This is a genomic window from Hymenobacter nivis (assembly GCF_003149515.1).
GTDB classification, from domain to species: Bacteria; Bacteroidota; Bacteroidia; order Cytophagales; family Hymenobacteraceae; genus Hymenobacter; species Hymenobacter nivis.
Window position 1 is genome coordinate 1502859 of sequence record NZ_CP029145.1, and the last position, 19758, is coordinate 1522616.

A 19758-nucleotide genomic window follows, 5' to 3' on the forward strand; every position below is an offset into this window, starting at 1 on the left:
TTTGAGCCGGGTCAGTGCCGCACAAAACGTCCGTTTTACCGCTGCCAAGGCTGTTTTTACCAAGTAGTGATTTTACCCAAGCGAATCGGCTGCTTGTGTTTATCTCCCCCATCCACGGCTTGTTCGGAGGGTAGCGACGGGAATTGAGGCCCCATAGTCCCGTTTTTCGGGGTGGCAAAGACTGGCCGCTGTTTTCGGTTCCTGGTGCCGGGCGACCCCGTATATTGCTCCCCAATAACTGCTTTAACCCACGGCCCTTACCGGTCCCGCCGGACGCCTCCCCCCCGCACTTTTCGCCCATGAAATCAATTTCTTACGCCTTCGTTACCGGCCTTGCGCTCGCCTGGCTGCCCGGCACGTCCTTCGCCCAGCAGGCGGCCCTCGATGCCCGCATTGCCAAGCTCGCGCAAGCCGAGGAAACCAAGGTCATTGCCTGGCGCCGCGACTTTCATCAGCACCCGGAGCTGGGCAACGCAGAAACCCGTACGGCCGGCATCGTCGCGGCCCACCTCAAAAGCCTGGGGTTGGAGGTGCAGACCGGCGTGGCCCACACCGGCGTGGTGGGCCTGTTGCGCGGGGGCAAGCCCGGCCCGGTGGTGGCCCTGCGCGCCGACATGGACGCCCTGCCCATCACCGAAGCTACGGGCCTGGCGTTCGCCTCCACGGTCAAAACTACCTACCTGGGCCAGCCCGTGGGCGTGATGCACGCCTGCGGCCACGACGCGCACACGGCCATGCTCATGGGCGCGGCCGAGGTGCTGAGCCAGGTCAGAAAAGACCTGCGCGGTACCGTCAAGTTTATTTTTCAGCCCGCTGAGGAAGGCTCCCTGCCCGGCGAGGAAGGGGGCGCGAAGTTGATGGTGAAAGAAGGCGTACTGGAGAACCCGCGGGTCAGCGCGGTGTTCGGCCTGCACATCGACGCGCAGACGCCGGTGGGCCAGCTCACCTACCGCCCCGGCGGGATGATGGCCAGCGCGGACGATTTCACCGTCACAGTCCACGGCAAAGGGGCGCACGGGTCCACCCCTTGGAACGGCGTGGACCCGGTGGTGACGGCGGCCCTGATGGTCGTGGCCCTGCAAACCCTCGTCAGCCGCCAGGTGGACCTGACCCAGGATGCCGCCGTGGTCACGGTCGGCATTCTTCGGGGCGGGGTGCGCACCAATATCATTCCCGCCGAGGCGGAGCTGAGCGGCACCATTCGGGCCCTGGACAGCAAAATGCGGGCGCAACTGCTGGCGGCCTTCAGGCGAACGGTCACCGGCATTGCCGAGAGCGCCGGCGCCACCGCTGATGTGGTCTTCGACCCCGATGCCTATCCCGTCACGTTCAACGACCGGGCCCTGACGGCGCGGATGGTGCCCACGCTGCAAGCCGTCGCCGGCGGGGCGGCCCACGTGACGGAAATCAAGGCGGTGACGGGTTCGGAAGATTTTTCGTTTTACCAGGAAAAAGTACCCGGGATGTACTTCCTCCTGGGCGGGATGCGTAAAGGCACGGACCCCGCGACCACCGCCGACCACCACACGGCCGGCTTCGTGCTGGACGAAAGCGGCTTCACGCTGGGCGTGAAAACGCTGGCCACGCTGGCCGCCGACTACCTGGGGCAGAAGCCCTAGAAGCGCCGCAATAAAAAGGGGACTGTCGGGCCTTTACACCTCAGGGCCTGCTGTGGAACCGGACCGGCACCGACCAAAACGGCGGGGTATGGGAAGCGCGACCGGGCGCGTTCGACGGCCTCCTACTTAGTTGAGGCGCGCCCGGGATACCGGCGCCGGGCCACCGGCTGACACACGGAGCACCGACCAGGAATTTCTATTCCTGGGCTCGCACCGCTCCTGCTGCCAGGCGGGCCATCGGCTCCTGCTGGCCGGGCCGGCTTTTCTCGCGGATGGCCTTGAACCCCGAGCCGGACTTCCACTGCGGGAACGTGGTTTCGCTGGTCAGGCGCTGGCCCACGCGAAAGAGCAGGCGCACGTCCTGTTCGGCGCCGCGCAGGTTCCACTGGGCGTCGTACTCGTCAGAGGGTTGGTGGTAGTGTTTCGCATGGTATTCGCTAACCAGCTCTTCCATAGAGGCTTTGCTGTGCAGGCGGCTGTCGTAATACCCGCCGCCACATAGTACCGGTACGCCGACTTTGGCAAAGCTGAAATGGTCGGAACGGTAGAAGTGGCCGAGTTCCGGCTCCGGGTCGGGTTGCACGTAGCGGTTTTGCTCCTTAGTCGCAGTCCGGGCGTAGTCGTCCAGCTCCGATTGGCCGTAGCCCGCGACGGTGAAGTCGCGCATGGGCCCCAAGGTCGTCAGGACGTCGCTATTGAGGTCGGCCACGGTGTTGGCCAGCGGGAAGAGCGGGTGCGCCGCGTAGTACGCCGAGCCCAGCAAGCCTTACTCCTCGGCGGTGAAGGCCAGGAAGACGATGCTGCGGCCGGGCGGTGGCGTGGCTTGCCGAAAGGCCGTGGCCGCGGCCAGCAGGGCGGCGCAGCCGAGGGCATTGTCCACGGCCCCGTTGTAGATGGAGTCCCCGTTAATTGCCGGCCCAATGCCCAGGTGGTCCCAGTGCGCCGAGTAGAGGATGTACTCCTGCGGCCGGGTCGTGCCGGGCAGCACGGCCACCACGTTTTGGGACGCCTTATGGACGATTCTATTGCGAACGGACGTGCTGAAGGTCAACCCCAGGGGCTGGGCCCGGAAGCCCGGCTTATTGGCGGCCGCGTAGGCGGCGTCGTAGTTCTGGCCCGCGGCGGCAAACAGGCGCTTCGCTGCGTCCGGGGTCATCTGGCCACCAAGCGCCAATTTGCTGGCGCCGCGGTCAGGCCCTTCGAGCCTTGGGGGTACTGAAGGCCGTTTGAACGTTCTTCCAGCTCCAAGTCCTCGTGGAAGCCGACCGGGTGTCGTAGATAACGAGCAGGCCGGTGGCGCCGTGACGGACCGCCTCCTCGGCCTTGTAGTCTGCCCGACTGTACAACGTCAAGGCCTTGCCCTTGAACAGGGTCGTATCGGAGCCCGCGTTGCCGGGGTCGTCGTTCAGCACGACCACGGGTTTGCCCGTGCAGTCGAGCCCGGCGTAGTCGTCCCACTTATACTCCGGGGCCACCACGCCGTAGCCCGCAAAGACCAGGGGCGAATCGGTGAGGGTGACGCTCGGCACCTCGCGCCCCGTCCGGACTACCTAGTTGTATGGTCCCGGTGTATGGGGAAGGGGTTTTTTAGTTGGGTCGCGATGAAAGATAGTAGGATTTTTTCGCCATTCCGCACAAATAAATTCGTGCGGGGTCAGGCCCTTCAAGCGTTTGAGCCGCTTGGCGTAGTTGTAAGCCAGTAAAAAGGCCTGCAAGTGACTGGCCAACTGCGCCGTCGTCTCATAGTGGAACTGCTTAATCGTGGCCTCCTTCACCGTCCGGTTCATCCGCTCTACCTGCCCATTGGTCCAGGGGTGAGCGGGCTTGGTAAAGCGCTGCTCGATGCCCCATGCGTCGCAGAGCTGACCGAAAGGATGGCGACCGACTTTCGTATGATGCGGTAAGTTTCGAAACTGAATACCATTGTCTGTCAATATCTTATGCACCTTATAGGGAATCTGCGGCAAGACCCGGCGCAAGAAGTCCGTGGCTATCGCCTGCGTGGCCTGTGGCTGCAACTCGGCGAAGGCCAGCTTGCTGGGGCGGTCAATGGCCACGAATAAATACTGCTTGCCCTCTTCCGTCTGTACTTCGGCAAAATCCACGTGTAGGTAGCCCAGCTCGTAGGCCTTAAAGGTCGCCTTGCCCGCCCCGGCTGCCGGCTCGTCGGCCGGGGGTAAGCGGCTGATGCCGTGGCGTTGGAAGCAGCGGTGCAGGGCCGAACGGCTTAGGCGCGGAATCGTTTCCTGTAAGACGTAAAAGCAGTCATCGAGTGGCAGCAGCGTGTGCTGGCGGAAGAGTACAACGGCCGCCTCTTCCGCGGGGGTGAGCCCAGTGGAGGCCGGTTTGGGGCCGTGCACGGCCTCTTCCGTACTGGTACGCCGCCGCCATTTGCGCACGGTACCCTGGGTCAGACCCAGGCGCTTGGCTAGCGTTTGTACGCCTTCTGTACTTTGCTGGATAAGGCGCCGGGTTGCCGGCGTTGTGGTGGCGCAGCCGTGTGGTACTTTTCCCATAGAGTTGCCTGAAAGCTACGACAAAAGTCCCCTTTCCCTTCCCCTGGGACTATACACTTAGCGCCTTGCTTGATGAGGCCTTGGACCAGCGTTAGCTCGAACTGCCAGACCTCGAACGGGCTTTTTTTCTGGACACCGATAATGATAAAGCGGGCCGCGCTCAGCAGGTCGGAGTACAGGGCGGCCTGCCGGTCGTAGTCGTATTGCTCGATGGTGGCGACGAAATGGGCGTAGTCCTGGGCACTGGTAGTTTTGAAGTCCACCAGCACCACGCGGCCAGTTTTGCCCCAAAGGGGTCCCCTGGTTATCATCAGGTCGGGGCGCACCTTCACCGTGAGGCCGGTGGCCTCGTGGGTGGCGGTATGGGTCTGCTCGGCCTAGCCCCGGTAGAGCAGGTCGCGGCAAAAGCGTTGGCGGCGCACGGCGGCGGCCAAGCCCTCAATTTGTGCCCACGGGACGCGCTAGGCGGTGCGCTGGTACTGGGCAGAGCCGTCGGCGGTTGAGATGCTACCCAGTAAAGGGCAGCTAAACGGATGATTTCGCCGGTGCGGGCTGCGAGAGCTGACCTTCTTCGGGGTGCTGCTCGAAAAACTCGTCGCACCAGCGGCATACGTTCTGCAGCTCCTCACCCCGGGCCAGAGCATGGGCCTCGGTCACGCCGATGGACTCGCCCATTTTCCACGGCTCGCCCTGGTTGAGGCGCTGCATAATTTCGGATTTCGAGGCGCGCAGCAGCACATCGGCCACCTTTTCGGTGCGGGCATCGCCGAGAGGGAACTTAGTACCCGGGCAGCAGGGGTTAATTTTCCAGAGCTGGATGCTGATTTCTTGGGGCAGCTCGGTGCCGCCTAGGAAGCCCCGGGCACCGGAGAGAATAGCACAGAAGTTGTGGCTGGGGTCGCGCAGCCAGATGTCTTTTTCGAGGGCGCGGCCGCGGGCCCAGTTGCCGCCCAGCCACATGTCTTCGGAAGCGCCCCAGTAGCCCCAACTCAGGCGGTGGCCTGCCACCAGCATGTGGTCTTTTTCGATGAGCGGGTCGTGGTCGTCGCCGTTTACGCCGCGGCTTTCGAAGATATCAGCTAAGGTCATCAGACGGGAGCCAGCCATTTTGTGGTAGCGGTCAATGCTGGCAATGTCGAAACGGGTGACGCCTTTTTCAATCAGTAAATCGAGAATTTCGGGGGTGAGCAGGTCGCCGTTGGTTTGCAGCATGACCTGGGTGCGGCCCTGGTACTTATCCCGCATGGCATCCAGAATGAAGTAGAGCTTAGCGCGGTCGGCTAGGGGCTCACCGCCGGAGAGGATGAGGCGGTCGACGCTATCGGGGAGGTTGCGCACGATGCGCAGGCAGTCCTGGGCGCTGATGCGGGTACCCTGCGGGCCGGAGCTATTGTAGCAATGGTCGCATTTATCGTTGCAGAGCTGGGTGAAGACCCAGTAAACGGACTCGCAATGGTTGAAATCGGTTTTCATGAATGGGTATTTAACGACTAGTCAGCACGTCATGCCGAGCGCAGTGAAGTATCTCTGCCGCTTCGTTGCATCGGATTATTTTACTGCCGTGGTAGAGGTGCTTCGGCTGCGCTCAGCACGACGTTCATATTTTTTGCCTGAAAAGTAGTCTGCTGAATCGATTCCCAGAAAGACAGCTCAGCCTGGATATTGGTGCGTGGGTCCTGGATAAACTCGTTTACTGAAGCGAAGCTGGTGAGCACGCCCTGGTCGAGGTAGCCGAATCGGGTGCCCACGGTGAGGGCCTCGCGGCTGTCGTGGGTCACGAAGAGGGAGGTAATCTGGTGCTGGCGGCTCACGCGCAGAAACAGCTGCTGCATGTCGGCGCGGGTCTGGGCGTCGAGGTTGCCGAAGGGCTCATCGAGCAGCAGCAAGCGCGGCCGGATGATGAGGGCCCTCCCGAACGACACGCGCTGCCGCTGCCCGCCCGAGAGCTGGTGCGGGGCCTTTTGGCCGTGCTCGGTCAGGTCGAGCTCGGCCAGCAGTGCGCGTACCTGCTCGACGACCTCGGCTTTGGGTACTTTGCGGATATGCAGGCCGAAGGCCACGTTCTCGAATACGTTCAGGTGCGGAAACAGCAGCGGCTCCTGGTAGAGGTACACCATCTGGCGCTCGTTGGGCGGCACGGGCAGCAGGTTCTGGCCGTTCAGGGACAGGGTGCCGGCATCCGGGGCTTCGAGGCCGGCCAGGATTTTCAGCAGCGTGGTTTTGCCGCAGCCCGAGCGGCCCAGCACAGCCAGTACCTCGCCCTTGACGAGGCGGAAGGCGATGTCGCGCAGCACCGGTTGCCCGCCGAACTGCTTGGTGAGGGCATTTACTTGCAGCAGCTCGCTCATACTAGTGGTTGAAAAACATTAGCTAGTCGGGTATAATTTAGCTAGTTTGATGCGAGCGTCGGCCGTTTTGAACTGCCAGTTGCGGGGCTTAGGCCGCGCATTCTGGCGGTCTTGCCACTGTTCTACCACGTGGCGGACCTGCTCGCTGGAGGTGAACGGCTGGTCGAGGACCTGGCGACTAAGGACGGAGAATTCGATTTCGGCCATGTTCAGCCAGGAGCCGTGGGCCGGGGTGTAGGTGATGTCCATCCGTCGCAGATAGGCCTGGGCCACGGCAGGCGGAAAGTGGGCGTAGAAAAAGCTGCGCTTGTGCGTACGCAGGTTATCCATGACCCAGTGCACCTTCTTGGCCTCGCGGTAGGTCGAGTCCATCTGCCGGGCCACAAACTGCACCCAGGTGGCGGCTTTGTGGTCGGCCTCGACCGTCAGGCAGCGCCAGCCCCGTAAGGGCTCCGTGGCCACGAATAACTCCACCACGCCCCGGCGCACGTATTCCGAATCGCGGCAGCGCTGGCCGGTAGAGGTGATAAACGTTTCGTAATCCAGTAGTTGCTTGGGCGACTCGTCCAGGCAAACGACCGGATAGTCTGCGTCATAGGGTTGCTCGTAGAGGTCGAGTACCTGCTCCATCTGACAGACAAAAGAAGCGCTCTGCTCCGCCGGAATCACCCACTGCTGCGGGCCGTTGAACGGCTTGAGTTCGTTTTTTTTAGCAGCCGCGCCACCATCGTGGTCGAGATATGTTCGACCACTTGGAGTTCGACCAGCTGGTCGGCCAGCAACTGGAGCTGCCAGCGGGGCTGCTCGTCGGGCGGGGTCTGGCAGAGCAGGGCCAGTAAATGGGCTTCCACCCGCCCATCTATCTTCTTGTCCGAACGCGTTTTACGCGGCTTCGGCTCAAACAGGGCCATCCCTTCTTCGCAGAACTGGCGGCGCACCCGTTCGACGGTTCGGGTACAGACACCCAGTACGGCGGCTAGGTCGGCCGCCGGCCGGCGGCCAGTCTGTTCGTCGCTATTCAACAGAATCTGAATTCGTTGCAGTTTGGGCGAATGGCTTTTGTATTTCTTTTGCCAGCCTTCCAGGGTCTGGCGTTCTTCTGGGGTCAAATGCAGCCGATACCGTATCATATAGCAAGTGCTTTTGGAATAAACACCAACCGACTCAGTACTGTTTTTCAACCACTAGGGCCCCCGCACCGTACGCGGCGGCATCGATGGTCATGCGCTCCGGCGTGGGGTGCACGCCGCTGAGCCACTCGGTAAGGCGGTCGACGTAGTTATCCAAGTGCGTGATTTGCTGCACGCCGTGCTCCACGAGGGGGTCGAGGGTGGTGGCCAGCAGGGTGCCGCCGTACTGGTGGGTTTGCCAGGTGATGACGTCGCCCCCGGCGTTGGTCTGGAGGATGTCGGCCCCGATGGGTACGCGGGTGTACACGCCATGGGTGTGCCAGCAGGCTTGGCGCGGCGTGAGGCCCTGGTACACGGGGTGCTCGTAGTTGGTATCAGACACGGGCGGGTTGGTGGGGTCCGTCACCCACCAGTAGTTATTCACCGGCCGGTTTTCCCACTGCGCATCGAGCCAGGCCGTGGAGGAATCGCCCTCCAGAAACACCTTTTTACCCGCCGCCAGAAAATCGTAGATGACGTCCTTTTTCTCGGTCAGTACCGCTTGGTTCGATTGGAACGGAATGGCCAGCGCGTCAAGGTCGCGCACGGCTTCGGCGTCGAGGTCGTGCACATAGAGCAGGCGGTAGAGGTCGCGGTATTTCGGCGCGGTAGCCATGGCGTAGTGCGACCACACGCCATTGAAAATCAAGCCTATCTTAGCCATGGGCGGGAACGGTTGAAGTGGAAAGCAGGTGAATAAAGTTGCGGTACAGGGCCACTAGGGCCGTATCGGACTGGCCAGCGTAGGTGATATCGGCTAGTGGGCCACTGGCGGTGAGCAGCATCCGACCGCCGGTGCTTACCTCGTCGAGCACCACGATGGGGCGCTGCCAGGTATCGGCCAGCAGCACATCGGCGCCGGGCGCGGCTTGGATATAGCCGCAGGCCCACCAGCCGCTCATGCCGTGCGAGAAGTTGAGCTGGTCAAGATCAAGGTTATCGAGCAGGTGGTGGCGGTCGGTGACGGAGGAATAGCGCACGTCCATCGTGCGGCGCGAGTTATCCATCACCCACTGGTTGCCGGGCACCCAGGCGGTGAAAAAACCATCGCAGCACACCAACGCCCGGCCCGCGTCGAGAAACGCGCGGACTTTATCCTTGATTTTTAGCATGGCGATGTGGTCGGAGCCGTTGGGTACTACCAGTAGGTCGTAGGGCAGTAGCTCAGGGTCGAAATCCTTGGTGATGAGGCAGGTAGTGTAATGCGCCCACTCATTTGACACGAAATACTTTTCGAGCCCCTGGAGGCCGTTGGAAATGAGCAGGGCTTGGAGCACGGGTGGTGTTTAGGGTGTTGAGGTTTTAGAAGAACGTCATGCTTTATCTGGCGTCCGCGCAGCCGAAGCATCTCTACCACGCAACTAACCTAATTAACTCCAACGAAGCAGTAGAGATGCTTCGGTCTCTGCTTAACGCGCAGAATGCTTAGCATGACGTGCTGAGTTTGAGCGGGGCTGTTTTCACAACACATACGGATAAAACTTCTCATTCAGCCTTGCGCAGCAGGGCGCTTTTATTGACCCACAGCAGCAGTACCGGAGGCAGCAACAGGAGCAGCGAAGCGACGGCGGCCAGCTGGGCGTTGGCCTCGCCCACGTAGGCAAACACCTGCACGGTGAGCGTACGCACCTTGCCTACGCTCAGCAGGTTGGTCAGGCCGAAATCGAACCAAGCCAGCAGGAAAGTCTGGAACAGCGCCGTGCGCAGCAGGGGCCCCGCCAGCGGCAGCAGCACCTGCCAGAGCGCCTGCCGGGGCGTGCAGCCCAAGGTGCGGGCCAGCTGCTCGTATTCGGTGGCCTGCCGCGTCCAGAAGCTGCGTAGCAGCAGCGTGGCGAAGGGCACGGCAATGAGTAGTAGCCCCAGTACCCCACCCAGCGAACCGGACAGGTGCAGCCGGATGATAAACGGCTGGATGAGCACCGCCAGCAACACCGGCGGCAGTGCGTAGGGTAAGTAGCTAAGGGCTTCCCAGCGCCCCGGCCGGGCCGCGCGGGTAATGGCCCGCGCCAGCCAGAAGCCGCTGGCCGTAGCGGTTACGGCCACTACACTGGCCAGCAGCACGCTGCGGCCCAGCCCGGCCAGCAGCTCATTATCAGCGGCCAGCAGGTCGCGCAACGCCCGCAGCGAGTACACAGCCGGCAGTACGGCCGGGAAGCGCCACGCGGGGGCCACTGCCAGCAAGGCCAGCAGCCCGAACGGTAATGCAAACAGCACCACCAGCCCCGTGGTGAGGAGCTTAGAGCGCATGGCGGCGGGCAAGACGGGTGAGCACCAGAATTAGGCCCAGCAGCCCTACGGCCACTAGGAAGCCCGCCAGGTAGGCCGCCGGCAGCTCGCGCAAATCGAAGCGCTGCAGGCGGGTGGCGATGTACACCGAGAGCATCTGTGGGTAGGGCCGGCCCAGCAGCAGCGGAATATCGTAGGCCCCCAGGGTTGCGATACCGCTGAGCAGCAGCGTGGGGGCCGCCCGGCGCAGCAGCACCGGCACGGCCACCCGCCACCGGAACTGGCCGGGGCGGGCTCCCAGCGTCTGGGCCAGCTGGTAGTAGTCGGCCAGCCGGCTTTCCTGGTAGATGGCCTGAAACAGCAGTGTGAGAAAGGGAAAAGCCAGCAATACGTGCGCCGCGATAATGCCCACGCCCGCCGCATCCTGCACCAGCTCCGGAAAGCCTTCGACGCCCGACGTGAACCCGAGGCCGAAACTGAGGCGCGAGAGCCAGCCGGCCCGGCTCAGCAGCTGAAACAGGTAGAAGCCCATCACCAGCGAGGGCATGAGCAAGGGCACGTAGAGCAGCGTCGGAAACGGCCGGCGGCGCAGCGTGGCTTGCGCGCCCAGCACCAGGGCCAGGGCCAGGGCCACGGCCAGCGTGAGCGAGGCTCCGGCCACCCACATGCTGAATAGGGCCGATTTCAGCAGCCCGGTATCGGTGCCCAGCGCCAGCCAGTAGCGGCCGGTGAAGCCCGTGGCCAGCGGCCCCGCTATGCCCACGCTACCTAGCAGGGCATACGCCAGCCCGGCCAACGGTAAGCCAGCCACCAGCAGGGCGTAGAAGAGCAGGAGCCAGTTGCGGGATTTCATTGATTTTGATGAAAGAACGTCAGATGAGCATGACGTTCAAAGGCAGATAAGTACCCTACTTCTCAATCACCTGGGTGCGGAAATCCTTGAATAGCCGGGTCATGTATTCTGGGTCGGGCTCCATCAGGGCGAGGCCCTGGATGGCTGCGCGGCGGGGGGCGTAGCGGCGGGAGGGCAGCTGTTCGAACTGCCGGCGCTGGGCGGCAGGCAGGGCAGCCAGGTTCAGCACGGTGTGGTCACCCCACACGTTGGGGTCCATTTTTTTGAGCTGGGCCTCGGGCGAAATCAGGAAATTAACGGCCAGCAGGGCGGCTTCCGGGTGCTGGGCCCCTTTCACGATGCCTAGGTAGTGGGAGTTCTGGATGGTGCCGGGCCGGGGCACATAGGCGCGGGCGGTGGCCGGGAAAACGCCCTGGTTCACCTTGTTGTCGACCTCGGCGTCGTTGTTGGAGAAGGTAAAGGCTACCTCGCCGTTGGCAAAAAGCTGGTGCAGCGGCGCGAGCTGCTCGGGGAAGGTCTGGCCCTGCTTCCAGAAGTAGGGCCGACTGGCATTCACCTGCTTCCACAGCTCGCCCGACCACTTGTTGTACACAGCTTCATCAAACTTGCCCTGAAACAGCTTGGGGTTGCCTGACAAGGCCATCATCCACGATTTCAGCAGTGTCATACCCGTAAACTCGTTCGGGATAGTGAACTGGCCGGGGTGAGCCTTCACAAAAGCTGGCAGCTCGGCCCACGAGCGGGGCGGCTGCGCCACCCGCGCCGAGTCGTAGATAAATGTGAACTGCACGTTGCCCCACGGGCACTCCATCCCCGCCACCGGCTGCTGAAAATCGGTGTTGATGAAGGGGTTTTGCAGGTCGAGCAGCCTGGCGTTGGGCAGTTTGTCGACGAATGGCCCGAGCAGCGCATCCACCTGCCGGAGCTGGTAGAACGTCTCGCCATTAATCCAGACCACGTCGGCCTCGCTGGGCTGGCCGGCCTGCTGCTCGGCAGCCAGCGTCTGGGCCAGGCCCGCACCCTGGGCGGCCGCAATTTGCAGCTCGATGCCGTAGCGGCGCTTCAGCTCGGGCTTCACGTAGGTGCTCATGTACTTATTAATGAGCGGATCGCCCATCCACATTAGCATGCTCACCGGCTGGTTTTTGCCCTTGGCTTCGATTTGTGGCCAGGTTTGGGCCAGGGTCTGCTGCGGGGTATGCGCTTTGTCCGACGCGGAGCCGCACCCGGCGAGCAGGGCGGCGGCAGTTGTCAGGAGCAGGAATGTTTTTTTCATAGGGAAGACGTGAACCTGAGGGAACGCCCTACTCATCTGGCGTCCGCGCCGTCGAAGCATCTCTACCGCGTAACTAATTCCTTTCGATTGAATTACTACTGTGATAGAGATGCTTCGACTACACTCAGCATGACGTTCTAATTCTGTCGTTCAATTACAGCGCGTAGCGCAGGCCGAACTGGAACTGGCGCGGGGCGCTGGCGTTGCGCCGGATGATGCCCGAGCCGGCCGCGCCGATCTGAATCTGGTTGCTCTGGGTGGCGTTGTTGGCGTAGCCGCTCAGGTTCTGGGTGTTGAGGACGTTGAAGATGTCTGCGGTCAATTCCAGGCGGCTGGTGGCCTGGCCGAAGGGCAGGGTGTACTGCGCGCCCACGTCAAAGGCCTTCGACCAGGGTAGGCGGTCGGAGTTGCGTGCTTCGCCGGGGTAGCGGTCGGCATTGCCGAGGTAGGCAGTGCTGAAGGAGCTGCCGTCGCCGTTCAAGTCGTTGGTGTAAGCGGCGGGGTTCGAGCCGGGGATGAGGTAGCCGCCCGCGACGCGGTTGATGGGCTGGCCGCTTTGCAGCAGGGCCGCCAGCGTGAAGCGCAGCGCCCGGATGGGATAGTAGCTGCCGATGGCGTTGATAACGTGCGTACGGTCGTTGATGGAGTTGGCGAACTCGGGGCCGTAGTTGTTGGCATCGGCGGCGCGGAAGTTCACGTCTTCGGTATCGTTTTTCAGGTTCGAGAGCGTGTAGGCCACGCGGTAGCCAAACTTGTCATCCCCTGCATCTTTTTGAATGTTGAAGCTGGCGGCCATATAGCGCGAGCGGCCCGCCGACTCGGTTTCGACCACGTTGGTAGCTACGCCCGGCACACGCTGCCCGCCAATGATGGCGCTGCCGTCGGCCAGAATGGGCACCGGCCGGGTGGCGTTGGCCTGGGCCGGCGTACGTACTACCACATTATTGGGGTCCGTCTGCGAATATTCTGACACGGCATTTACGTTGCGCAGGCGGAACAAGTCGTAGGAGCGGTTATATATCAGGTCGACATAAAAGCGCGTCTTGGGGTTCACCTGGTACTGGTAGCCCAGCATAGTCTGGTGCGAGTAGGGGTTCTGGTAGCCGTTGGGGTTCAGGATGCGGCGCTCATAGCTGGACACGCTGGCGCGCTGGTTTTGCAGGCTGGCCCCCGAAGGGCCTTGCAGATAGGCCACGTTGGGGACGCTGCCGCTCAAGTTGCCGTCGAAGGTAATCTGGTCGACGTTGGTGCCGGCGGGCAGGGCGCCCACGCGCACCAGCTCGCGGAGCTGGGTTTTGTAGTCGGCACTGGTGGTGTTCTGCTGCAGGGCGTCGCTGTACACGGTGTACAGAATCTTGTCGTAGAAGAGGCCGTAGCCCCCGCGCAGGGCGCTACGCTCGCTCAGCTGGAGGTTAAAGTTGGCGCGGGGCGCGAGGTTGTTGCGGTCGCCGTGGTCGGCCCCGCCCTTGGAGAGGTTGTCGTAGTCGTAGCGTAGGCCCAGGGTCACGTTCAGGCGGTCGGTCACGGCCACCTGGTCTTCGAGGTAGATGTTGTACAGGTTCTGGGTGGTGCCGAAGGAGGCCGGGCGCAGCTCCACGCTGTAGTTCAGCACCTGCCCGTTGCTGGGAATATCGTTGATGCTCAGCCCCGGCCCGAGATTGCGGCCGCTGAGCGCGGCCAATTGCGCCGGCGTGAGCTGCACTGTGTAGCTGCCGTTGGGGTTGCCGCCGCCGTAGAGCAGATGCTCGGTGCTGATGATGCCGAAGCCGCCCTTGAAGGTATTACGCCCCTTCAGCAGCGTGAATTTCTGCTGGGCCTGCCAGGTGCTTTGGTGCGAGTCGAAGAGGTAGCCGGGGTGACCGAGGTAGGCCACGGCCGCGCCGTTGTTATCGAGCACGGTCACGTCGGGGCTATTGGGGTTCTGGGCGCGGGCGTAGTTCCAGCGAAAGCGGGCATACTGCACGTCAGTTTCCGAAGTGAAGTTGCGGCCCACGTACACGTTCTGACTGGCAATTTCCACCGAGTTGCGGTCCTGCTTGTTGCCGCTGGAAGGAAAGGCAATGCCACCGTCGAGCCCGCCGCCCTGGCGCTCGATGTTCACGATGCCCACGTTGGCCCGCAGCGACGAGCGGAACCGCTCGGTCCAGCGCTGGTCGAGCTTACCCGAGAGGTAGGTGAACTGGTTGCGGCCGCGCACGGTGGCGTTGATGCCTAGTTCAGGCGAGGTTAGCACGTTGTCCTTCAGGTCGAAGGTCTGCTCCGCGTTGAGGTAGTAAAAGGTCTTGTTCTTTACCAGCGCCCCGCCCACGCCAAAGCCGAACTGCTGGCGCTGGAAGCCGCTTTTCACCTGATTACCCGAGAGGTCGCGCTGGGCAAAATCTGTCTTGCCGTCGATGCTGGGGCCGGGGCGGGTAAGGTAGAAGACTTCGGCCGTAAGGTTGTTGGAGCCCGACTTGGTCGTCACGTTCACGATGCCGTTGGCCGAGTTGCCAAACTCGGTGGAGAAGTTGTTGGTGAGCACGTTCACGTTCTGCACAAAGCCCACCGGAATAGCGAAGCGCTGCCCGCCAAGGAAATTCTCGTTGTTATCGAGGCCGTCAATCAGGTAGTTGGTGTATAGACCGTTGGCCCCATTGATGCTCACGTTGGGGGCTTCGGAGAAGAAGCCGGTGGCCAGCGTCACGTTGGGCAGGCGATAGAGGGCGCGGGTGATGTCGCGGGCCTCAATCGGAATTTCACGTAGCTCACGGGCCGAGAGCTCCGACGACACCTCCGCGTTCTGGGTATTGATGGTAGTGGCGTTGTTGGGGGCGCGCACCACCACACCGGCCAGTTCCTGGGTGCTCACGTTGGGCAGCACCAGCGTTACGCTGGGGCTGGAGTTGGCGCGCAGCACCAGGTTGGCTTCGCGCACGGCTTGGTACTTGTCGCTCACCGTTGTGCTCACAGCGTAGCTACCAGCCGTGCTCAGGCCCCGGAAGCGGACCTTGCCCCGGGCATCGGTGGGCTGCTCGGCGCTGAAGCCGATGGCGGCGTTATCGAGGTGCACCGGTAGGCCTACCACGGGCTTGCGGGCATTGTCCTGCACCGACACTACCAAATCGACCTGCGCGAAAGCGCGGTGCTGAAAACCGGTAATCAGAAGAAAAAAAGCAAAAAGAGTAAATAGCTTTTTCATGAGAAAAAGTGAGGCAAGCTGAAAAAAGAATACGCCTGCCTGCCCGGCTGGGGCGCACGCTTCGACGAAGCGGCACCTCACGGCCGGGCAGGCAAACACACCAGACTTTTTTCAGCGGGCCGGAGGGCCTCTATGCGGCTGGGCCGGGGCGGCGCCAGAGCCGCAGGCCGGAACCGGGTTTTCGGGCACGGCCGCTGGTCCGCGGCGCAGTTGCCGCAGGGTGCGGCGCAACACCCAGGGCAGTACCTGCCGCAGCGCGTGGGCCAGGTCCTGCTCGTTGTCAATGTCGGCCAGCTCGGGCAGCTGCTCTACGGCGGCCCCGCTGGCGCGCAGCTGGCGGGTCAGCGCCCGGCCGAGCGTAGCGGTTTGCCAGGGCAGCGCGGCCCAGGCGCAGACTTCGAAGTGGGCCCGCGCTATGCCTAGTAGGTACACGCCGCCATCGGTGGCGGGGCCGAGGACCGCGCCCGTCCGGGCCAGGGCCGCAATGGCCTGACGCAAGCGGGCGGCATCGAGTTGCGGGCAGTCGTTGCCGATAACCAGCAGTTGCTCGTAGCCGCTGGCAAAGACCTGCTGCATGGCCCCGCTCAGCCGCTCGCCAAACGTATTACCGGTCTGCCGGGACGAGTCGACGCAGATAAAGTTCACGCCGACCTGGCGGGCTACGGTCGTGGCGTGGCTGATGAGCTGGGCCGCGATGGCCGCATTACCCCCGCGCGGGCCGTGGCTGCTAAACCGTTTGTGCGTGGCGTCCTGCCCCGCCGAGCGGGTAAACAGCAGGAGAGCGACGGTACTGACGGGCAGGGACGTAGGCAAAGCGGATGGGTTGGAGGTCGGCGCAGCAAGTATTGGCGTAAATAGCCGGATTTGCCGAAGCGCCCTATATACGCCCGCAATTCTATTTCAGATGAAGCAGCCGGACATTTTAGCCCACCAGCTGCTGTGCGCATGGCAAGGCGGTCAGTCTGCCACGGCCGCCTTGCGCCGCAGCTCACCGTTATACTTGTCACGAAGTAGGTTGCGCGTCGAGAATATGAAATTTACAGGTTAGCAAGGACGCAAGGTCTGGCCCAAACTCGGGGAGTCGGTCGAAGAAGTTGAGCACGGCCGTGCGAAACTGGCCTTTGGTGCGGTAGAAAGAGGGGTTGATAATCTTCTGGCGCAGATATTTCCAGAAGCGCTCAATCAGATTCAGCTTAGGCGAATAAGGCGGCAGAAAGACCTGGCAGCTGGGCTGGTCGGCCAGCCAGGCCCGCAGTTCCTTGTTTTTGTCGTAGCGGGCGTTGTCACAGATGACGTAGACACGGGCCTTATCGGGATGAACGGCCAGCAGCTGCTCATATAAACGTCTCGTGCTTTAGGCGTTGACGCAGCCAGTTTCATCCAGCAGCACCTGCGTGGGGTCGTGGGCGTTGAGGGCCGCGTTCAGATTCACCCGTTCCCGTCCGCTGACGGTGAGCAGCGGGCGCTCCTGGCCTACCTCGCACCAGGCGCGGGTGCAGCGCGTGTTGTGGGGCGGGTGGGCGGCATCGGCGTAATACAGTACGGCCTCCCCCTGCTCGACGTGGGCTTCGAGCACGGCCAACTCGTCCAGAAAATCGGCCTGTGCTGCGGCATTGGCCTGGCAGGGCACGGGGGTGGTGAGCTTATAGGTAAAGCCCAGCCGGTGCAGCAAATCCGTCAGGCCCAAGCGTGAGTAAGCCCCCTGGTAGGTGCGCCATAGCCAGGCCTGCAAGTCTTTACAGTCGGTATAGAGCGTCGTGTTGACTTCCTGGCAGAGGTGGGCGAGTTGGGCGCTGGTCAGCAGGCCCCAATAGCCCGGCTGCTCGTGGGCCAGGTACTTCTCCAGCCCCAGGTCGGTAAACGCCCGCACGTAGCGGTAGACCGTCGTCTCGTCCAGGCCTAAATCCTGGGCCACCGTCGCCAGACTCCGGCCCGCGTCGAGCATCAGCACGACCGTGACCTTCACGTACCCATCGTCATCGCGTCGTTGCTTCTGCAACTGGCGCAAGTGCTGGCGCTCGGAAACGGGCAACTCCACGTTCATGACACAAGTTTAGTGCTTTGCCCGCAACGCAGTCGCAACTTACTTCGCGACGAGTATAACAGAAGAACTATAGGTCCTTCTGCTGCCCGTCATCTTTAGACCATCTCACTAGCAGAACCCCTGCTTACTTTCTAGCCAGCGCCGGGTAGATGGCTAAGCTGCTGTTGTCTACTCCCGCTACTTTGGCTAGCGCTTTCACGGTCGCTCCAGGCTTCAAGCGAAACGGCTTTTTGTACTCGTTATCCGCTGTGAAAGTAGGGGTGGCCCCCGAGACGGTATAGTACACCTTGGCTCCCGGTGTCGGACAGACAAGGGTCACCGTCGCGCCGGTCAGGTGGATAAGCGGCTTAGCCACGCGGTTGGCGTACCGGGTGGTGCGGGCGTCGTGGATGATGCCCTGCCAGTTCAGGCCATACCCAAAATCATAAGTGTGACCGGCCGCGTCGGTATAGCACTCCATGTCGTGTGGAATGTCCTCATTTTGCTGCTCCACGGTTTGCATGTTGGCCGGCAGCTGCACGGGCAGCAGGCCCCGGGGCTCAGCCAGGCCCGTGAGCACGTCGAGCACCGCCTGGTGCGACACGCCGAAGCTGACGACCAGCCCGTTGGCGTACTTCTCGAACTCGGCGGGCACGAACGGCCTGCTGGCATCTACCGCCACGATAACCGGCTTGCCCTTCATGGCGGCGTAGGTCTGCTCGACCATTTTGAGGTTCTGCCAGTTGCTGCTCGTCACGCTTTTGCCGCGGTAGGTGCGGTCGGTTACGGTGGGCTCGGCGGGGTCGCCGGCCATCAGGCTATGGGCGCGGGCGGCCGTGGCGGTGTAGGGGCCGTACTGCAAGCTAATGGGCACGTAGCCGGTACCCCCGCGCTGCGCGTCGGCCGCGTCGTAGCCCGTCCCGCTGCTGGGGCTGCCAATGAATACCAGCGCGTAGTCGGCCTTGGCCGGGTCTTCGGTCACGGTGAAATAGCGCGCCAGCACGGCCGCCTTCGCCACGTCCTCGTAGTGCTCGGGGCTGGGCGGACCAGCGAATCCCTGCCGGGCCGGAATGAATTTTTGGGGCACGTACACCGTTTTCTTGGCCGGCAGGGGCAGCACCTGGCCGGCGTTTTTGAGCACCACCACCGACTGCTGCTGGGCTGCGTAGCCCGCCCGCATGTAGTCGGCCTGGCCGACGAGCTCCTGCGACTTCTCGGGGCTGAGGTAGGGGTTCTCGAAGAGGCCCACCCGGAAAATATTGCGCAGCAGCCGCACCGCCGACTGCTCGAACCGTGCCCGCATGGCCGCCTCGCCGTGCGCCTGCACCCCGAGGGCGTAGGCTTCCAGCACCGGCCCGGCGGCATTGTTGCCCCCAAACTGGTCGGCGCCGGCCTCCAGAATCTTGTAGTGGCGCTCGGCCACCGACTTGCCCTCCATGCCCCACGACTTGCCGGCAAATACCGCGGGCGTCGCGCCCTCGTTGGCCGTCACCGACCAGTCGGTGCACACCACTCCGTCGTAGCCGTATTTGCCGCGCAGCAGGTCGGTGATGAGGTACTGGCTGTAGCCGTTGCCTACCTGCTCCTTGTTCTTGCTGTCGATGCCCGACGAGATGGTGTAGTAGGGCATCACGGCGGCGGCCATGCGGGTTTTGCCGCGCAGCTTCAGCGCGCCTTCCACGAAGGGCACCAGGTGCTCGTCGAAATTGTGGCCGGGGTACACCGCGAATTTACCGTAGGCGTAGTGCGCGTCGCGGCCGCTTTCCCCGGGGCCGCCGCCGGGCCAGTGCTTCATCATGGCGTTCACGCTGCCAAAGCCCCAGCCACCAGCTAGTTCCTGCGACCCCTCCGAGGTCTGGAAGCCATCGACGTAAGCCCGCGCCATCGCAGCGCCCAGCTGCGGGTCTTCGCCGAAAGTGTCCGAGATGCGCGACCAGCGCGGCTCGGTGCCCAGGTCGATTTGGGGCGAGAGGGCCGTCGTGATGCCTAGGGCCCGGTACTCCTGGGCCGCGATGTGGCCAAACTGCTGCACCATGGCCGGGTCGAAGGTGGCGGCCAGGCCCAGCTCGTCGGGCCATTGCGAAATCTGCCCGCCCGCGCCGGCCGTATACTCCACCCCCGAATTGGTACCGTTGCGCGGGTCGGAGCTGTTGTTGGCCGGAATACCAAATGCGCTGCCTTCCACCAGTGCCTGCACGTTATTGTTCCAGCGGGCCGCCATGGCCGGGCTCTGCACCTGCGTAATGAGCACGTGGCGCAGATTGTCCTTGAGCAAAAAATCGCGCTGCTGGTCGGTCACCTCGGCCGCGTCGATGCCGCCGTCGGTAAAGAGCTTGCCTTGATAGGTGCCCGCCGCAAACGGACCAGCCTCGGCCGGAATGGCCTGGTGGGCGCTGTAGAGCATCAGCCCGGCAATTTGCGGAACGGATAGCTTCGTCGCCAGGTCGCGGGCCCGTTCGTCTACCGGCAGACGCCAATCCTCGTATTTGTCTAACTGTCCATTCTTATTCAAATCTTTGAATGAGTGACCCGCTGCTGCGAGTATTTTCA

18 protein-coding genes and 1 pseudogene are annotated in these 19758 nt (G+C 62.8%); 1 reads left to right on the forward strand and 18 read right to left on the reverse strand.

Translation table 11 applies throughout. From position 1 onward, the window contains the following. Positions 1-299 precede the first annotated feature (299 nt). Positions 300-1619: an amidohydrolase gene (locus tag DDQ68_RS06520; protein WP_109655579.1), complete on the forward strand. Its 1320-nt coding sequence runs from the start codon at positions 300-302 to the stop codon at positions 1617-1619. 196 nt (positions 1620-1815) lie between these two features. Here the strand turns inward: DDQ68_RS06520 and DDQ68_RS23745 are convergent. The 18 genes and pseudogenes from DDQ68_RS23745 to DDQ68_RS06610 all read right to left on the reverse strand — a co-directional run bounded on the left by DDQ68_RS23745 (position 1816) and on the right by DDQ68_RS06610 (position 19720). Further along, positions 1816-2775 (reverse strand): annotated as a pseudogene (locus DDQ68_RS23745) (M28 family peptidase). A gap of 34 nt (positions 2776-2809) precedes the next feature. Beyond that, a complete protein-coding gene (locus DDQ68_RS06535; protein ID WP_109655582.1) occupies positions 2810-3148 on the reverse strand; it encodes a protease-associated domain-containing protein in 339 nt (112 codons plus the stop codon). Between the two features lie 21 nt (positions 3149-3169). Then, positions 3170-4135: an IS481 family transposase gene (locus DDQ68_RS06540; RefSeq protein ID WP_109655583.1), complete on the reverse strand. Its 966-nt coding sequence runs from the start codon at positions 4133-4135 to the stop codon at positions 3170-3172. Then, positions 4048-4467 carry a PD-(D/E)XK nuclease family protein gene (locus DDQ68_RS06545; RefSeq protein WP_245897347.1) on the reverse strand — a complete coding sequence of 140 codons (420 nt, stop codon included), beginning with the start codon at positions 4465-4467 and terminating at the stop codon, positions 4048-4050. The genes DDQ68_RS06540 and DDQ68_RS06545 overlap by 88 nt, the downstream gene beginning before the upstream one ends. A gap of 193 nt (positions 4468-4660) precedes the next feature. Further along, positions 4661-5608 (reverse strand): radical SAM protein, encoded by a 948-nt coding sequence (locus DDQ68_RS06550; RefSeq protein WP_109655584.1) that lies wholly within the window; start codon positions 5606-5608, stop codon positions 4661-4663. 80 nt (positions 5609-5688) lie between these two features. Next, positions 5689-6483, reverse strand: coding sequence for an ABC transporter ATP-binding protein (locus DDQ68_RS06555; protein WP_245897349.1), 795 nt, complete (start codon positions 6481-6483; stop codon positions 5689-5691). A gap of 18 nt (positions 6484-6501) precedes the next feature. After that, complete coding sequence (locus tag DDQ68_RS23410) at positions 6502-7113, reverse strand: IS630 family transposase (RefSeq protein WP_245897320.1); 612 nt, start codon at positions 7111-7113, stop codon at positions 6502-6504. Between the two features lie 35 nt (positions 7114-7148). Next, positions 7149-7592 carry a helix-turn-helix domain-containing protein gene (locus tag DDQ68_RS23415; RefSeq protein WP_211320155.1) on the reverse strand — a complete coding sequence of 148 codons (444 nt, stop codon included), beginning with the start codon at positions 7590-7592 and terminating at the stop codon, positions 7149-7151. A gap of 55 nt (positions 7593-7647) precedes the next feature. Next, a complete protein-coding gene (locus DDQ68_RS06565; protein WP_109655585.1) occupies positions 7648-8316 on the reverse strand; it encodes a hypothetical protein in 669 nt (222 codons plus the stop codon). Then, the gene (locus DDQ68_RS06570) at positions 8309-8929 is read right to left on the reverse strand and encodes a hypothetical protein (protein WP_109655586.1); all 621 of its coding nucleotides are present in this window, start codon (positions 8927-8929) and stop codon (positions 8309-8311) included. Before DDQ68_RS06570 ends, DDQ68_RS06565 begins: the two co-directional genes overlap by 8 nt. A gap of 208 nt (positions 8930-9137) precedes the next feature. Continuing rightward, complete coding sequence (locus DDQ68_RS06575) at positions 9138-9899, reverse strand: ABC transporter permease (RefSeq protein WP_109658341.1); 762 nt, start codon at positions 9897-9899, stop codon at positions 9138-9140. Next, entirely contained in the window at positions 9889-10731 is an 843-nt protein-coding gene (locus DDQ68_RS06580; RefSeq protein WP_109655587.1) for an ABC transporter permease subunit, read from the reverse strand. Before DDQ68_RS06580 ends, DDQ68_RS06575 begins: the two co-directional genes overlap by 11 nt. 55 nt (positions 10732-10786) lie before the next feature. Continuing rightward, a complete protein-coding gene (locus DDQ68_RS06585) occupies positions 10787-12007 on the reverse strand; it encodes an ABC transporter substrate-binding protein (protein ID WP_109655588.1) in 1221 nt (406 codons plus the stop codon). 154 nt (positions 12008-12161) lie between these two features. After that, on the reverse strand, positions 12162-15185 hold the full coding sequence (locus DDQ68_RS06590) for a TonB-dependent receptor (protein WP_109655589.1): 3024 nt from the start codon (positions 15183-15185) through the stop codon (positions 12162-12164). Between the two features lie 111 nt (positions 15186-15296). Next, entirely contained in the window at positions 15297-15998 is a 702-nt protein-coding gene (locus DDQ68_RS06595) for a TIGR04282 family arsenosugar biosynthesis glycosyltransferase (protein WP_162549901.1), read from the reverse strand. A 190-nt stretch (positions 15999-16188) separates the two neighbouring features. Beyond that, positions 16189-16515, reverse strand: coding sequence for a transposase (locus tag DDQ68_RS24650; protein ID WP_109658342.1), 327 nt, complete (start codon positions 16513-16515; stop codon positions 16189-16191). Positions 16516-16539: 24 nt separating this feature from the next. After that, positions 16540-17229 carry a winged helix-turn-helix domain-containing protein gene (locus DDQ68_RS06605; RefSeq protein ID WP_109655591.1) on the reverse strand — a complete coding sequence of 230 codons (690 nt, stop codon included), beginning with the start codon at positions 17227-17229 and terminating at the stop codon, positions 16540-16542. A gap of 124 nt (positions 17230-17353) precedes the next feature. Then, a complete protein-coding gene (locus tag DDQ68_RS06610; protein WP_245897351.1) occupies positions 17354-19720 on the reverse strand; it encodes a glycoside hydrolase family 3 N-terminal domain-containing protein in 2367 nt (788 codons plus the stop codon). Positions 19721-19758 lie beyond the last annotated feature (38 nt).

Bases quoted from the DNA above. Each gene is read 5' to 3' on its own strand.
- DDQ68_RS06520 (WP_109655579.1), top strand. From the start codon at position 300: ATGAAATCAATTTCTTACGCCTTCGTTACCGGCCTTGCGCTCGCCTGG.
- DDQ68_RS23410 (WP_245897320.1), bottom strand. From the start codon at position 7,113: ATGGAGCAGGTACTCGACCTCTACGAGCAACCCTATGACGCAGACTAT.
- DDQ68_RS06590 (WP_109655589.1), bottom strand. From the start codon at position 15,185: ATGAAAAAGCTATTTACTCTTTTTGCTTTTTTTCTTCTGATTACCGGT.
- DDQ68_RS06565 (WP_109655585.1), bottom strand. From the start codon at position 8,316: ATGGCTAAGATAGGCTTGATTTTCAATGGCGTGTGGTCGCACTACGCC.
- DDQ68_RS06550 (WP_109655584.1), bottom strand. From the start codon at position 5,608: ATGAAAACCGATTTCAACCATTGCGAGTCCGTTTACTGGGTCTTCACC.
- DDQ68_RS06575 (WP_109658341.1), bottom strand. From the start codon at position 9,899: ATGCGCTCTAAGCTCCTCACCACGGGGCTGGTGGTGCTGTTTGCATTA.
- DDQ68_RS06585 (WP_109655588.1), bottom strand. From the start codon at position 12,007: ATGAAAAAAACATTCCTGCTCCTGACAACTGCCGCCGCCCTGCTCGCC.
- DDQ68_RS06555 (WP_245897349.1), bottom strand. From the start codon at position 6,483: ATGAGCGAGCTGCTGCAAGTAAATGCCCTCACCAAGCAGTTCGGCGGG.
- DDQ68_RS06540 (WP_109655583.1), bottom strand. From the start codon at position 4,135: ATGGGAAAAGTACCACACGGCTGCGCCACCACAACGCCGGCAACCCGG.
- DDQ68_RS06580 (WP_109655587.1), bottom strand. From the start codon at position 10,731: ATGAAATCCCGCAACTGGCTCCTGCTCTTCTACGCCCTGCTGGTGGCT.
- DDQ68_RS06605 (WP_109655591.1), bottom strand. From the start codon at position 17,229: ATGAACGTGGAGTTGCCCGTTTCCGAGCGCCAGCACTTGCGCCAGTTG.